The 14,698-nt window shown below is 54.8% G+C and carries 11 protein-coding genes and 6 tRNA genes; 9 read left to right on the top strand and 8 right to left on the bottom strand.

Features of this window, described 5'->3' with window-relative positions; translation table 11 throughout:
- The 3 genes from U869_RS0116930 to U869_RS0116940 all read left to right on the top strand — a co-directional run.
- On the top strand, positions 1-480 hold a 480-nt coding region (locus U869_RS0116930; protein WP_025122180.1), incomplete at its 5' end, for a dihydrodipicolinate synthase family protein.
- A gap of 18 nt (positions 481-498) precedes the next feature.
- Positions 499-1,809 (top strand): MFS transporter, encoded by a 1,311-nt coding sequence (locus U869_RS0116935; RefSeq protein ID WP_025122179.1) that lies wholly within the window; start codon positions 499-501, stop codon positions 1,807-1,809.
- A gap of 40 nt (positions 1,810-1,849) precedes the next feature.
- Positions 1,850-3,445: a UxaA family hydrolase gene (locus U869_RS0116940; RefSeq protein WP_025122178.1), complete on the top strand. Its 1,596-nt coding sequence runs from the start codon at positions 1,850-1,852 to the stop codon at positions 3,443-3,445.
- 53 nt (positions 3,446-3,498) lie between these two features.
- Here the strand turns inward: U869_RS0116940 and U869_RS0116945 are convergent.
- From U869_RS0116945 to gltX, 3 genes are all read right to left on the bottom strand, one after another.
- Positions 3,499-3,574 (bottom strand) — tRNA-Ala (locus tag U869_RS0116945).
- 63 nt (positions 3,575-3,637) lie between these two features.
- Positions 3,638-3,713: transfer RNA gene (locus tag U869_RS0116950), tRNA-Ala, on the bottom strand.
- Between the two features lie 220 nt (positions 3,714-3,933).
- Positions 3,934-5,349, bottom strand: coding sequence for a glutamate--tRNA ligase (gene gltX / locus U869_RS0116955; RefSeq protein ID WP_025122177.1), 1,416 nt, complete (start codon positions 5,347-5,349; stop codon positions 3,934-3,936).
- A gap of 283 nt (positions 5,350-5,632) precedes the next feature.
- Here gltX and U869_RS0116960 point away from each other — a divergent pair.
- The 4 genes from U869_RS0116960 to U869_RS0116975 all read left to right on the top strand — a co-directional run bounded on the left by U869_RS0116960 (position 5,633) and on the right by U869_RS0116975 (position 6,040).
- A tRNA-Val gene (locus tag U869_RS0116960) sits at positions 5,633-5,708 on the top strand.
- Between the two features lie 34 nt (positions 5,709-5,742).
- Positions 5,743-5,818: transfer RNA gene (locus tag U869_RS0116965), tRNA-Val, on the top strand.
- 37 nt (positions 5,819-5,855) lie between these two features.
- Positions 5,856-5,931 (top strand) — tRNA-Val (locus U869_RS0116970).
- A 33-nt stretch (positions 5,932-5,964) separates the two neighbouring features.
- Positions 5,965-6,040, top strand: a tRNA-Lys gene (locus tag U869_RS0116975).
- A gap of 550 nt (positions 6,041-6,590) precedes the next feature.
- On the opposite strand, the gene dhbA is transcribed toward U869_RS0116975, so the two are convergent.
- The 4 genes from dhbA to U869_RS0116995 are packed head-to-tail and all read right to left on the bottom strand — an operon-like array spanning position 6,591 to position 11,054.
- Positions 6,591-7,349: a 2,3-dihydro-2,3-dihydroxybenzoate dehydrogenase gene (gene dhbA / locus U869_RS0116980; protein ID WP_025122176.1), complete on the bottom strand. Its 759-nt coding sequence runs from the start codon at positions 7,347-7,349 to the stop codon at positions 6,591-6,593.
- Positions 7,349-8,203: an isochorismatase gene (locus tag U869_RS0116985; RefSeq protein ID WP_025122175.1), complete on the bottom strand. Its 855-nt coding sequence runs from the start codon at positions 8,201-8,203 to the stop codon at positions 7,349-7,351. Before U869_RS0116985 ends, dhbA begins: the two co-directional genes overlap by 1 nt.
- 3 nt (positions 8,204-8,206) lie before the next feature.
- Complete coding sequence (locus U869_RS0116990; RefSeq protein WP_025122174.1) at positions 8,207-9,835, bottom strand: (2,3-dihydroxybenzoyl)adenylate synthase; 1,629 nt, start codon at positions 9,833-9,835, stop codon at positions 8,207-8,209.
- A 10-nt stretch (positions 9,836-9,845) separates the two neighbouring features.
- Entirely contained in the window at positions 9,846-11,054 is a 1,209-nt protein-coding gene (locus U869_RS0116995; RefSeq protein ID WP_025122173.1) for an isochorismate synthase, read from the bottom strand.
- A 195-nt stretch (positions 11,055-11,249) separates the two neighbouring features.
- On the opposite strand from U869_RS0116995, the gene fepB reads away from it, so the two are divergent.
- Positions 11,250-12,209, top strand: a complete 960-nt coding sequence (gene fepB, locus U869_RS0117000) for a Fe2+-enterobactin ABC transporter substrate-binding protein (RefSeq protein ID WP_025122172.1) — start codon at positions 11,250-11,252, stop codon at positions 12,207-12,209.
- On the opposite strand, the gene entS is transcribed toward fepB, so the two are convergent.
- The gene (entS, locus tag U869_RS0117005) at positions 12,196-13,464 is read right to left on the bottom strand and encodes an enterobactin transporter EntS (RefSeq protein WP_025122171.1); all 1,269 of its coding nucleotides are present in this window, start codon (positions 13,462-13,464) and stop codon (positions 12,196-12,198) included. The genes fepB and entS overlap by 14 nt on opposite strands.
- Before the next feature lie 160 nt (positions 13,465-13,624).
- Here entS and fepD point away from each other — a divergent pair, with 160 nt between their 5' ends.
- On the top strand, positions 13,625-14,698 hold the full coding sequence (gene fepD / locus U869_RS0117010) for a Fe(3+)-siderophore ABC transporter permease (protein ID WP_025122170.1): 1,074 nt from the start codon (positions 13,625-13,627) through the stop codon (positions 14,696-14,698).

Genomic DNA, 14,698 nt, shown 5'->3' on the forward strand with positions numbered 1-14,698 from the left:
GTATTAGTTGACCACTACAGCCTGAGATTGGCCGACCGTTATCCTAATATTGTGGGCCTTAAGGACACGATCCCGGATACCGCGCACACCGCTCAGGTGATCAAGAAAATCAAGTCAGAGATCCCTCATTTTGAGGTCTATGCCGGCTATGACAATAACTTTGCCCACAACGTGTTATCAGGGGGGGACGGCTGCATTGGCGGGCTTTCCAATATATGCCCTGAGGTTTTCCAGGCATGGATGAACGCGTTTGACCGCAACGATCTCGCTGCTGTCGCCTCGTATCAACGAAAGGTCGATGGCTTGATGGATATTTATAACGTCAACGACCCTTTCATACCCACCTTCAAGAAAACGCTGCAACTGCGTGGCGTGATTGATTCGGTATATTGCACTCCCCCGTTCAATGAGCTGCAAGACGCACAGACGGAAGAGATTTTAAACATATTTTCCCGCGCCGATATCGATCTACCACGTTAATTCCATTACGGAGGATTTATGAATACGCTTGCTGCTTATGATAATCCTGAACTGAACTCTGCGATAAAAAAATCGTGGAAACGCTTAGTGCCATTAATGTTTATTCTGTACTTTATTGCCTTTCTTGATCGGGTCAACGTGGGGTTTGCCAAAGAGGCAATGCAGGTTGATATCGGCCTGTCTAACTCTGCATTTGCTCTCGGCGCTGGCATATTCTTTGCGGCCTACGCCCTGTTTGGCATTCCCGCCAACCTGATCCTGAATAAAATTGGCGCGCAAAAATGGTTAAGTATCACCACGGCATTCTGGGGCGTGCTGTCTGCGCTGACGGGCCTGGTGCAAACTGAAACACAGTTTATCGTTTTGCGTTTTTTATTGGGGCTGGGAGAAGCAGGTTTCTATCCTGGCATTCTATTACTGGCTTCCATTTACTTCCCTAACAAGGTCAGAGCTTCGGTTGTCGGTATCTTTGTGCTTGGCGTCCCCCTGGCCCTCACATTAGGTTCCCCTCTTTCTGGTGCCTTGTTGGAAATGCACGGTTTCCTGGGAAAACCGGGTTGGTTCTGGATGTTCTTTATTGAGGGGCTACCGGCCGTCTTCATGGGGATCTTTGCCTGGTTTTATCTGGATGATTCACCGGCAAAAGCACGTTTTCTCAGCGCCAGTGAAAAGAAAGCCCTGATAGATCAATTGACTCTGGAGCAACAGCAAACCGAAACCAGCAGCGTAAGCACGGCGCTGAAAAGCATCAAAGTTTGGCATCTGGCGCTGATCTACGGCACGATCCAAATCAGTGTCTATGGCTTGATGTTCTTCTTGCCGTCACAAGTGGCTACGCTGATGGGGTCGACCTTAGGGTTTAAAGAGTCGCTGGTTGCGGCGATCCCCTGGGCTTGTTCAGCCGTAGGCGTTTATTACATTCCGCGCCTGTCCGACAAAATGCCTACCCGCCGAGTCACCATTTCCGTCTGTTGTATGGTGGCGGCCGCCATTGGCTTGGCAGTGTCCGCCTATGCCGGGCCAGTCCTGGCGATAGCCGCGTTGTCCCTGTCAGCTATTGGTTTCCTCTCGGTACAACCTATTTTCTGGACCTTCCCACCGCAGATCGTTTCGGGTTCAGCATTGGCTGCCTGTATCGGTTTCTGTACCACCATGGGGGCCTTCTGTAGCTTCCTGGCACCGTTGATTCGCGTCGAAGTGGATAAATGGTTTAACAGCGATACCGCAGGGCTGTTGGCATTATCGTTAATCACCGTGTGTTGCGCATTATTGATTGCCGGTCTGGCAAAAAGAAAAACAGTAGAGGCGGTTGCGCTGCAACATCATTAATCCCTGCTTAAGCGGTCACAAAATAATAAAGGATCATCGTATGCAGACCATTTTGAAAATTGACCCTACAGATAATCTTATTGTTGCCCTGAAAGACTTAAAGAAAGACCAACGGGTCACCTGGGAGCAGCAAGAATATATTTTAAACAGCGATGTTAAAGCCAAGCATAAATTTGCGACTCAGGACGTTGCCGTAGGAGACATTGTATCCCTGTATGGTGTGCCGGTCGGCAAAGCCACCAAACCCATTGCCAAAGGGGATGCCGTTACCACCGACAATATCAGCCATTATGCGGCGCCGGTCACTCTGGAAGATGAAACCACATACCACTTCGAAAACCCGGACATTTCGGCCTGGCAGAACCTCGCGTTTCGCGGCATCGTGCGTGACGATGGCCGGGTCGGTACGGCGAATTATTGGCTAGTGCTGCCATTGGTGTTTTGTCAAAACCGCAACGTACAAAAAGTCACTGATGCCATGAATGAAGCATTAGGCTACAGCAATAACAACCTGAAGAACTTTGCCCATCAGATTGCTTCCGGTAACGCTAGTTCCCCGGAGGTTTCACGGCCCTTCCCCCATTTGGACGGAGTCCGCTGTATTACCGTGACCTCAGGTTGCGGCGGCGCTACCTCAGATAGTATGACCATGTGTGAGGTATTGGCTGCCTATGCGGATCACCCTAATGTGATGGGAGTGACCGTATTTGCATTGGGCTGTGAAAAGGCACGGATTGTCGATTTTCAGCAGGCACTAAAGCAGCGCAATCCGGCGTTCGACAAACCGGTTATCTACTTCAAGCAGCAGGAGTGGAGCAGTGAAGAGAAAATGATGCAGGATGCATTAACCTCGACCTACCATCTTATCCGGGATGCGCCAATCGTGGAACGGGTGGATGTTCCGCTCTCCAGACTGAAGATCGGGGTTAAATGCGGAGCTTCCGACGGTTTTTCAGGGATCAGCGCCAACCCGGCCATGGGCGTGGTATCCGACCGGCTGATTGCCCTCGGAGGGGCTTCAGGGTTGGCTGAGTTCCCGGAACTGTGCGGTGCCGAAGGCGACATTGTCAGACGCTGCGTCAGCCTGCCGTTGAAAGAGAAGTTTCTTGCATTGATGCAACGCTACGAGGCAGTGGCCAACTTTTTTGATACGTCGATTGCAGACAACCCCAGCCCTGGCAATATTGCCGATGGTTTGATCACGGATGCGATTAAATCTGCGGGTGCAGCCAAGAAAGGAGGCCGGGCACCGATCACTGCGGTATGTGATTATGCTGAGCCCATGCCAGATACTGGACTTTCACTGGTCTGTACTCCTGGGAACGATGTGGATGCGGTTACCGGGCTAGTGGCCGCAGGCTGTAACGTCGTGATTTTCTCTACCGGCTTGGGCACGCCTACCGGTAACCCGACCGTGCCGGTATTAAAGATTTCGACCAATTCAGCGATTGCAGCAAGGATGCCTGACGTCATTGATTATGACTGCGGCGGCGTGATTGAAGGTCAGCCGCTATCCTCGATTGCCGATGGCCTGTTTACCAAGGTTATCGAGACCGCCAGCGGGAGTTACCAGGTGAAGGCCGATCGGTTGGAGCAGTATGATTTTATGCTGTGGAAACGTTCACTGGATCTCTAGCCGAGCGATGGTGAACAGCAAAAAGCCGACCCGAGGGTCGGCTTTTCAAATTGTGGTGGAGCTAGACGGGATCGAACCGTCGACCTCTTGCATGCCATGCAAGCGCTCTCCCAGCTGAGCTATAGCCCCACAAAAGTGGTACGCGTTAACCGTGCGTTACGGTATTCCCCCAACCTTCCTGAGATAAAAGGTTGGTGGAGCTAGACGGGATCGAACCGTCGACCTCTTGCATGCCATGCAAGCGCTCTCCCAGCTGAGCTATAGCCCCAATCCACAAACACAAAATCCTGTGAACGGGGCGCATAATATGAAACCCCAGAAACCCTGTCAACGGCTAAATTGAATTCCTCGATCAAGCGCTGAAAAAGCCGCCAAATCAGCGCGTTTAATGCTAAAAAACCGCCGCTTTGGGCAGAAAATAAACCAGATATAAAAAAGCCCCGCGAATCACTTCGCAGGGCTTTATCGGTTTATTTAACCGTTAGGGGTCAAGCTTGGGCTTCACGCTCGGCAATATAGGCCAGCGCCTGGTCAATACGCTTGAGGGAACGAGCCTGGCCGATAGCATGGACGGTAACGTCCATACCCGGTGACTGGCCAGCGCCAGTGACCGCGACACGCAATGGCATCCCTACCTTGCCCATACCTACGCCCAACTCGTCTGCGGTGCCCTGAATGGCATCGTGTACGTTTTCTGGCGTCCAGTTGGTAATAGCGGCCAGTTTGGCGCGTACGGCCTCCAGCGGCTGGCGTGCGACCGGGCGCAGGTGTTTCTTCGCCGCATCGGCGTCAAACTCGCTGAAGTCCTGGTAGAAGTAATGGCAGGATTCCGCCATTTCCTTCAGCGTTTTGCAACGCTCGCCCAACAGTTTGACCAGATCTTTCAGCTCTGGGCCGTTACGGGTTTCAATCCCCTGCTGTTCAACATGCCATGCCAAGTACACGGCGACTTCTTCCGCCGGCATATGGTTAATGTAGTGATGGTTCAACCATTGCAGCTTTTCGGTGTTGAAGGCACTGGCAGATTTGTTGATCGCATCCAGCGTGAAGAATTCTTTCATCTCATCAATAGAGAAGATTTCCTGATCGCCATGGGACCAACCCAGACGTACCAGATAGTTCAGCAACGCCTGCGGCAGGTAACCATCATCACGATATTGCATCACACCAACGGCACCGTGGCGTTTAGACAGCTTTTTACCGTCATCACCCAGGATCATCGATACGTGAGCATATTCTGGCACCGGTGCACCCAGTGCTTTCAGAATATTGATCTGGCGTGGTGTGTTATTGATATGGTCTTCGCCACGGATCACGTGGGTGATTTCCATATCCCAGTCATCGATCACGACACAGAAGTTATAGGTTGGCGCACCGTCGGTACGGCGAATGATCAGATCGTCCAGCTCCTGATTGCTGAATTCGATTGGGCCACGGATTTTATCGTCGAAGATGACCGAGCCTTCCTGCGGGTTACGGAAACGCACCACGTGTGGTTCGTCGGCCGAATGGCTGCACTGGCTGTCGCGGCAATGGCCGTCATAGCGTGGCTTCTCGCCATTTTCCATTTGCTTCTCGCGCAGCGCTTCCAGGCGTTCTTTCGAGCAATAGCATTTATAGGCCGTTCCCTGTTGCAGCATTTCATCAATCACCGCGTTGTAGCGATCGAAACGCTTGGTCTGGAAGTACGGACCCTCATCCCAATCCAGGTTTAACCAGTTCATGCCATCCATAATTGCGTCGATAGCCTCCTGGGTTGAACGTTCGAGATCGGTATCTTCGATACGCAACACAAACTCACCACCGGAATGGCGGCTGAACAACCAGGAATAGAGCGCAGTACGGGCGCCGCCGACGTGAAGATAGCCGGTTGGGCTGGGGGCGAAACGGGTTTTGATTTTCATTGGGTTCACTGCCTTATTACGCAACGCGTGTCAGCGGAGTGCCGACGATTGCTCGGAATTTAAAATAGTGGGCGACATTCTACCACTCCATGCTAATTCCTCAACGCCGACACGCGAATGGCCTGTTGGCTTTGCGGCCCGTTACGCATGATAATGTGCAAAGAATGGTCATGGCCGACGATAAATATCGCATCCTGTCTAAATTTGCGGCGAACGATTGAAATCATTTTAAAAACCGTTGACTCACTTTCAACTATCCCTATAATGCGACTCCAACAAGACGGGGTGATTAGCTCAGTTGGTAGAGCATCTCCTTTACACGGAGGGGGTCGGCGGTTCGAGCCCGTCATCACCCACCATCTTGTTAACGCAGTAAGAAATGAGAACGAATGAGGGTGATTAGCTCAGTTGGTAGAGCATCTCCTTTACACGGAGGGGGTCGGCGGTTCGAGCCCGTCATCACCCACCATCATTCTCTCGTTTAGCAGTACCTGAAGTCCTGAAGTGGGTGATTAGCTCAGTTGGTAGAGCATCTCCTTTACACGGAGGGGGTCGGCGGTTCGAGCCCGTCATCACCCACCATTTCAGCTTCAAAAAGCAGTAAACCACTTTCGTGGGTCGTTAGCTCAGTTGGTAGAGCAGTTGACTTTTAATCAATTGGTCGCAGGTTCGAATCCTGCACGACCCACCACCATTCAGAAAAAGGCGCCTTTTGGCGCCTTTTTCGCATGTGCGCTCCACACTTTCGTAGCGTCTCCTTTACCACATAAGCAACGAAGGGTCGTGTGGGTGAGAACCTGTGTTCAGGTTCGAGTCTCGCTTGCGAGACAACGGCGGCGGCCGGTCATCCTGCCAGACCCACCATCATTCAGAGAAAAGCGCCTTTTGGCGCTTTTTTCGTTTATATGCCCCTATCCCAAGAACAAACTCTCTAGTCACATACGCAAAGAAGGGTCGTGTGGGTGAGAACCTGCGTGCAGGTTCGCGTCTCGCTTGCGAGACAACGGCGGCGGCCGGTCATCCTGTACGACCCACCGTACCGGTGCCTGATGCACGCTCTTTCGTCTTTTGACCTACCTATTCAAGCCAAGGTGATATCTCCCTCACCCTAACCCTCTCCCCAAGGAGAGGGAACAGTCCGTGCCAAAGATTAACTTCTGAGCCTAGCATCAGCATCGGTCCCCAAAAAACAAAAAGGGAGCCAACTAGGCCCCCTGCGGTATCAAAGCATCAGCAACAACTCAAGCCGCCAGCGTCGCCCCACCATCTATCACAATATCCTGCATCGTGATATGGCTAGCCCGATCGGACGCCAGGAACAGGATCGCATCAGCAATCTCCTGCGGCTGGGCAATCTTGCCCAACGGGATACCCAACTTAAACTGGTCGGGGAATCCTTTGATCATATTGCTTTCACCGTGTTCGTCCTGCCACATGCCGCGCAGCATCGGGGTATTAGTCGAACCAGGAGAGACCAGGTTACTGCGTACACCGTAAGGCGCCATCTCCAGCCCGACAGTTTGGCACAGGCTGCGCATAGCAGCCTTGGAGGCACAGTAAGCCGCCATGCCAACGCGTGGTACATGCGCCGCATTAGAAGCGATGCTAACGATAGCCCCCCGCTTCTGGCGGCGGAAAACCGGCAAGGTATGGCGGAACAGGTTAAATGCCCCACCGGCGTTCACCGCCATACAGGCCAGCCAGTCCGCATTGCTGGTTTCATCGGTCAGCCCCATGCGCAGCACGCCCGCACCATTGACCAACACGTCCAACCGCTCATGTTCTGCCAACAAACGCTGGCAAACGCTATCTACCGCATCGGCATCGGTAATATCCAGCACTTCGGTGCGGAACGGGTAGTCCAGATCGGCGAAATGCAGATCGAAACCAATGACTTCAGCTCCGCTCTGGGCAAATGCCAGCGCGGTTTGGTAACCAATCCCTGCCCCGGCACCGGTCACCCAAACGCGTTTACCGCTAAATTCCAGTTCATTAGCCATCATGCTCTCCTTTCAGAAAGCAGCGCCCACCAGCTATCGATGGTCGGTGATTTGGCCAGGGCGATAAAATCGATATCTTCACGAATTTTGCGCCAGCGGGTGGCCAACTCCATGATGCGCACCGAATCCAGACCGTAATCGATCAGGTTTTCGTCATTACCAATGTCTTCGCTGTCTTCATCGAGCAGTGGGATGATTTGCTGGCGCAGCACATCAATGCTGGCAATACCTGGCAGCAGATCGGCAGTCGTCACCACGCGGCCACAACGCCCGGCGGTATAACGCAGCGCCATCAGGTGTTCCTCGCGGGAGAAATCTGCCAAGCCATCGGCCACCATAAACGGTTTGATATTACGCATAAAGGCATCGATTGCCGTGGTCATACAGCCGATATGTGCGTACACGCCGCAGATAATCAGCTGATCGCGCCCGCTTTCCTGCAAGATCTCTTGCAGTGGGGAACGATGGAAGGCGCTATAACGCCATTTCACCAACACCGTATCGTCAGCATCCGGCGCCAATGCGCTGACCACCGCCTGTTGTTCAGGATGCTTATTCAGCCCTGGTCCCCACATATCATTGAGCAAGGCACGGTCTTCATCACTTTGCTGATTAGGCTGCGCGGTATAAAACACCGGAATGCCCTGTTGCTTGCAGTAGCGGCGCAGAGCCGCGATGTTCTCAACCACCTGCTTGATCAGCGGGCTGTCTTCACCCCAGAAATTGAGGAAATATTGCTGCATATCGTGGATCAACAGTGCCGCGCGCTGTGGTTCGAAGGCCCAGCTAACCTTGTTAACCGGCAGCTCACTCGGCGCTGGCAACGCATAATCGTTAAGTTTAGGGATCGCCATGACTTATTCTCCTGTGGCCTGAGCCAGTTGTTGCGCTTCCAGACGTTCACGCAGCAGTTTTTTATCGACTTTGCCGACCGGGGTTAGCGGTAGTGACTCAACCTGGATAAAGCGGTCGGGCAATTTAAATTCGGCCACGCCCTGCTCACGCAGATGGCGGCGCAGTACCACGGGTTTGACGGCCTCGTGCGCGATCACAAAGGCGCAGCTTTTTTCCCCCATCAGCGCATCCGGCATCGATACCAGGGCGGCGTTAATCACCGCAGGGTGGCGCAGCAGCAGGTTTTCAATTTCTTCTGCGGCAATCTTTTCACCACCACGGTTGATTTGGTCTTTCTGCCGTCCTTGCACCTGGACATAGCCGTCCGCCGTCAGGCTGATCAGATCGCCTGAACAATAGAAGCCGTTCTCGTCAAAGGCTTCGGCATTGTGCTCCGGGCTTTGGTAATAGCCACGGAAGGTGTATGGCCCGCGCGTCATCAGGCGGCCAGTCTCTCCCACTGGCAGCGGATTGCCCTGCTCATCGGCCACCCACAGCTCATCGTCCGGGCACATTGGCGTGCCTTGGGTAGTGAGAATGTGTTGATCGTCATCATCCAGCAGCGTGTAGTTCACCAGCCCTTCGGCCATGCCGAACACCTGCTGTAACTGACAGCCGATCTCATTGCGTATCCGAGCCGCCAGGGTTTCTCCCAGTTTGGCGCCACCAACCTGCAACAGCGTCAGGCTGGCCAACGGTTGATTGCTGCCCCACTCTTCAATCGCCTGTAGCCACAGGGTAACGGCTGGCGGCACCAGCGCGGTGACCGTGATCTGATGCTGTTCGATCAGCTTGAAACATTGGGCCGCGGCAGGATCGCTGGCAAACACCACCAACCCGGCACCATAGAACACCCCCAGCACCCCAGGAGAGCTCATCGGATAGTTATGGGCCACCGGTAAGGCGCACAGGTAGCGGGTGGAACTGTCGAAACGGCAAATCTCCACGCTACGGCGAATGCTGTAGTAATAATCGTTATGAGTGCGCGGGATCAGCTTCGGCGTGCCGGTGCTGCCACCGGATAGCTGGAAAAATGCCACTTGATCGGCAGCCGTTGGCGTCGGTTCAAAAGTGCCAGACTCCTCCTCCAGCCAGGCAGCCAACGCTTGTTCACCTTCGGACTGATTACGCAACCCGATCACTCGCAGCGAAGGATGCTGTTCCCTGAACGTTTCCAGGAACTGATCCTGTGCAAACAGGGCATGATCGCGATCGGCAATCAACAGCGCAGGCTTGATTTGGCTGGCATAGGCGTTCAGTTCGCTACGTTGATGGCTGAACAGGGCATTCACCGGCACTACACCGATTTTCAGCAGGGCAAAGAACACCACATAGAATTCAACCACGTTGCCAAGCTGCACCAGCGCGGTATCACCGGATTGCAGCCCACGTCGTAACAGGGCAGCGGCCAGACGATCGGAAAGCTGTTCCATCTGGCGGTAGCTCAAGCTGCGCTGTGCGTCGATCGTGGCAATAGCGTCGTTGTCTGCCTGACGAGACAAGATGTCGGTCAATGGTCGATCGATCCAATAGCCACGTTCGCGGTAACGGCGCGCGAGCGCTTCCGGCCAGGGGGTAAAAGCAATAGTCATGGGGAACTCTCTATCCTTGATTGAGGCCAAACGCACGCAGAATGGTGCTGAGTTTGGTGCCGGTTTCGTGCCATTCGGACTGCGGGGAGGAGTCTTGTACAATGCCTGCACCGGCAAACAGGCGAACCTGATTACCCTTGACGGTGCCGCAACGGATGGTAACGACCCACTCCCCGTTGCCTTCGGCGTCACACCAGCCGACGATGCCGCCAAACAGCTGGCGATCAAATGGCTCAAGCTGTTCGATAAGATCCCGCGCGGCCAATGTTGGGGTACCGCACAATGCCGGAGTCGGATGCAGCAAGCAGGCCAGCGATAGAGCATTTTCTGCCCGATTGGCCACTTCTCCGTCGATTGGCGTTGAAAGATGCCATAAGGTGGTGGTGCTCAGCAGTTCGGGGATCGCGGGAATATGCAAATGACTGCAACGCCCAGCCAATACCTGGCGCATGCCTTCGGTCACGATCTGGTGCTCATAGCGATCTTTGCCGGAGAGCAACAGTTGCTCGCTGACGGCTCGATCTTGTTGTGGATCGCTTTCGCGCCGTGCCGAACCGGCCAGCGGATTGGAATGGAACTGGTCGCCAAATTTACGCAGTAGCAGCTCCGGGCTGGCTCCCACCAACGCCCCTTCTTCCAGCGGCACGTGGAAATGGAAACCGTGGGGATTCTGGGCAATGATGCGCGTCATCAACGCTTCATGGTCTACCGGCTTGCTGGTTTCAATATCCAACAAACGAGCGAGCACCACCTTATCCAGTTGCTCACCGCTGGTGGCCAGCACGGCATCGCTAACCATCTGCATAAACTGCGGCTGTGCTGGCAATTCGGTCTGGCGAACAATCTCGGGGATCGATCCTGTCGCCGGTGCCAAGCTGGCCAGCAGGGTTTCACGATCGAACCATTGCGTCTGTTGCGGGATAAACAGTGCCGAGGGCTGACGAGTATCGAAAGGGATCGCGCCGCACAGCAACGGATCCTTGATGCCGGCCTTGCGGGCCTGCGTAAAGGCTTGTTGTATCGCCTGCTGGAATTGGCCTTGCAGATCATCGCCATCAATCGCTGGCAAGGTGATGCGGGCAAAGCATCCTTGGGTGCTCAGACTGCGAAAAGGCGAGGTAAAAAAGAAACCTGAAGTCGGTGATACGGTGGCGGACTGTGCCAGCTCTACACCCTGTTGCAGGTCCTTTTGCGCAGCGCCCTTAACGGCTACGTCCATAGGTACTTCCTCTCGTTTCATCAATAATAACCAATATAATAATGATTATCATTTGTATTGCATCCGCGATAAAGTACCTGCCAGAACAGAGCATGTCAATAAAACGTAAGCTCTTCTGCTCGCCCACATTAAGGGGTAAACTTGCTGGTTTCAGACCAATGAATAATTATCATTCAAATTAAAAGGATCTCATTGATGTCCATTCCCCTGCGGCTCAGCCTGGCACTGTTTGGCCTGCTGACGTTAAGCGCGGCCCAAGCCGGGACCCAAACCTGGCCGCGTAGTATCGAAACCTCGCACGGCGTTATTACCCTTGATCAACCACCGCAGCGCATCGTCTCCACCAGCGTGACGGTGACCGGCACACTGTTGGCGATCGACGCCCCGGTGATCGCCAGCGGAGCCACCAGCCCAAATAACCGGCTGTCGGATAAACAAGGTTTTTTCCATCAGTGGGGAGAGATCGCGGCCCAACGTGGGGTGAAGCGGTTGTATATCGGTGAACCCAATGCCGAAGCGATCGCTGGCGAAGCACCGGATCTGATTATCATGTCAGCGACTGGAGCTGACTCTGCGGTGCGCCTATACGATCAACTGTCGGCCATTGCTCCGGTGCTGGTTGTCAACTACGACGATAAAAGCTGGCAGGAGCTGGCCGAAATACTCGGCGTCGCTACCGGCCATGAAGCGCAGGCGGAGAAGATCGTCAGCGAGTTTGATCAACGGGAAAAAACGCTCAAACAACAGATGACATTGCCGCCACAGCCCATTACGGCACTGGTGTTTCGCGGCGATGGTAAGAACGCCAACCTGTGGACCGCCGAGTCGTCGCAGGGGCAACTGCTGCAACAGCTAGGCTTTACGCTGGCCACCTTGCCGCCAAAACTCAACGCCAGCACCAGCCAGGGCGCGCGGAAAGATATCGTACAACTGGGGAGTGAAAACCTGGCGGAAGGCCTGAATGGTCAGACGCTGCTGTTATTCGCCAACGATGAAAGCGACGCACAGCGGCTGATGAGCAACAGTTTCCTGGCCCATCTGCCTGCGGTGGAGAATAAACGGGTTTATCCCCTGGGGAACGATACTTTCCGTCTGGATTATTACAGCGCCAGCAACTTGCTGACGCGTCTGGAAAAGCTGTTTATTTCCCCGTAGCCTCGGTGGCGGGTTGGAGTTCTTCACTCTGCCCGCCCATGCTTACGTTGCGCAGGCTGCGCATGGCAAACGCCAGCACCACAGCCAGCAGCGCCGCACCAAAGCCGAAACTGGTCGAGCTCATCGCTGGCAGCATAAATGCCCCCATCGCGCCAAGCAACAAGGCACCAAGCGCATCCCCCACCACGTTCTGCGCAGTCCACAGGCCATTAATCCGCCCCAGAAACGCGTCCGGTGTCAGGTTCTGAATCAAACCATATTGCAGCAGGGAGTTCAGCGCACTGAGATAGCCAAACACCACCAGGCATAACAGCGCCATGCTGTACCAAGGCATCAACCCAAACAGTCCAATGGCTGCGAAAGCCGCTATCGCCGTTATCAGCATCATCCAGCCCGGCCTGGCCACCTGAGCGATCCGACCACTGGTGAAGGCGCCAATCGCTGCACCTAATGGCACCGCGGCATACATGATCCCCAGACTCTGGGTGGTAACCTGCCACATGCCCGAGATGGCCGGATATAACACGCGAACCGCACTGGCCATGGTCATCAGCGCGCCAATCAGCGCCACCATGCCAATCACTTTGTTCTGGAACAGGAAAGTGAAGCCACCGATCAACGCCCGCAACGGATGCTCGCGCGGCTGAGGCGGCGGCGGCAACTGCGGCAGTTTGAGGAGAGGTATCAAGGTAATCAGCGTGCCCAAAGCTGCCAGTGCATAGTTCCAACTGATACCGGCCCCGGCAATCACCAGACCACCAATAGCCGGTGACAGGATCGAGCCAAAGCGCACGGTCAGCATGCTGATGGCACCGGCCTGCACGATATTCTCACGGCCAACGATGGCTGGTGTCGCGGCCAGCAACGCCGTTACCCCCACCGCACCAAAAAATCCGTCCCACACCGCTAGCAGATAAATGGCCGTCAACGAAGGCACGGGTAGCGCAGCATTGAGGCACAGCCCCAGAAAACCCACGCCACAGGTTGAACGGGCAAACAGGATCAGACGACGGCGTTCATAGCGATCGGCCAATACGCCCCCCATCAGCAGGCCGGCAAACATGCCGCTGCCTGCCAGGGTCACTGCCAGCCCGACCAACAGGGTTGAGCCGGTTAACGCCTGGATCTGCACCGGAATGGCGATCGCCATCAGGCCTAATGCCACAATCGAAATAAAGCGGGCGCAGAATACGGCGCGAAACGCGGGGTTGGTCTTGAGCAGACTGAAATCGAGCAAAATAGAGGGTTTGTTCATTTTGTTATCACCACAACTTATATCCTTGATCTTCCACAAACAACGTCTTGATATTCCAGAAGTGCAGCGCTAGTGCTGGTCAGGCTGCCATGCTACCATAGATAAACACAATCAATAATGATAATAGATATCATTCATGTTCAATTAAAAATGGGCTGTCATGTTCCGGCTTACACCTAATTGCTCTTCCCCGCTCCCTGACCACCGGGGCACACTATTTCTGGGTTTACCCCGTTCCTTCTGGCTACGCCTGCTTGGCCTGCTATGCGCCGTTGCAGTGCTGTTGGTAATGATGATGCTCAGCCTGTCGCTAGGGGCTAAATCCATTCCTTTCGCCAACGTGATGGCTGCGCTTAGCGGCCAGTGCAGTGGCGCAGACTGTGTGATCATCACCGAAGCCCGCCTGCCACGCACGCTGATCGGCGTACTGGCTGGCATCGCGTTGGGGCTGGCTGGTGCGCTGATGCAAACCCTCACCCGCAATCCGCTGGCGGATCCCGGCATTTTAGGGGTTAACTCCGGTGCCGGTTTCGCCGTGGTGTTGGGCATCACCTTCTTTGGCGCGGCCACCGTCAGCGAGTATCTGTGGTTTGCCTTTGCCGGTGCGCTGTTTGCCTCACTCTTGGTGGCGCTGGTAGGGGCATTGGGTGGCAGCCGCGTTAACCCTGTACGCCTGACGCTGGCCGGGGTGGCGCTGGCCGCGGTACTGGAAGGGATGAGCACCGGCATTGCCCTGCTCAACCCTTTAGTGTTCGATCAACTGCGTTTCTGGCAGGCTGGCTCACTCGACATTCAGAGTATGGCCGTGGTGCGCACCGTGGCATGGCCCATCCTGCTCGGCACCCTGATCACCCTGTGGCTTAGCAAAGCGCTGAACACTTTGAGCATGGGGAGTGAGCTTGCAGCGGCGCTCGGCACCGGGATTATCCGCACCCAGCTGCTTGGCCTGTTAGCGATTACGTTGCTGTGTGGCGGTGCGACCGCCGCCGTTGGCCCAATCGCCTTTGTCGGGCTGATGATGCCCCATATTGCCCGCCGCATGGCGGGCTCAGAATTAAGCTGGATGCTGCCCTGGACGCTGGTTTTAACTCCGATCCTGATGCTGAGTGCCGATTTACTGGGACGTTTTCTGGTGGCAGGTGAACTACGGGTCTCCATCGTACTGTCCCTGATCGGCGCGCCGATGTTGATTATGCTGGTGCGCCAGCGCCGTATGTTCCGGCGGGGGGGATAA

Source organism: Serratia sp. H1w, from assembly GCF_000633355.1.
Lineage (GTDB): Bacteria > Pseudomonadota > Gammaproteobacteria > Enterobacterales > Enterobacteriaceae > Chania.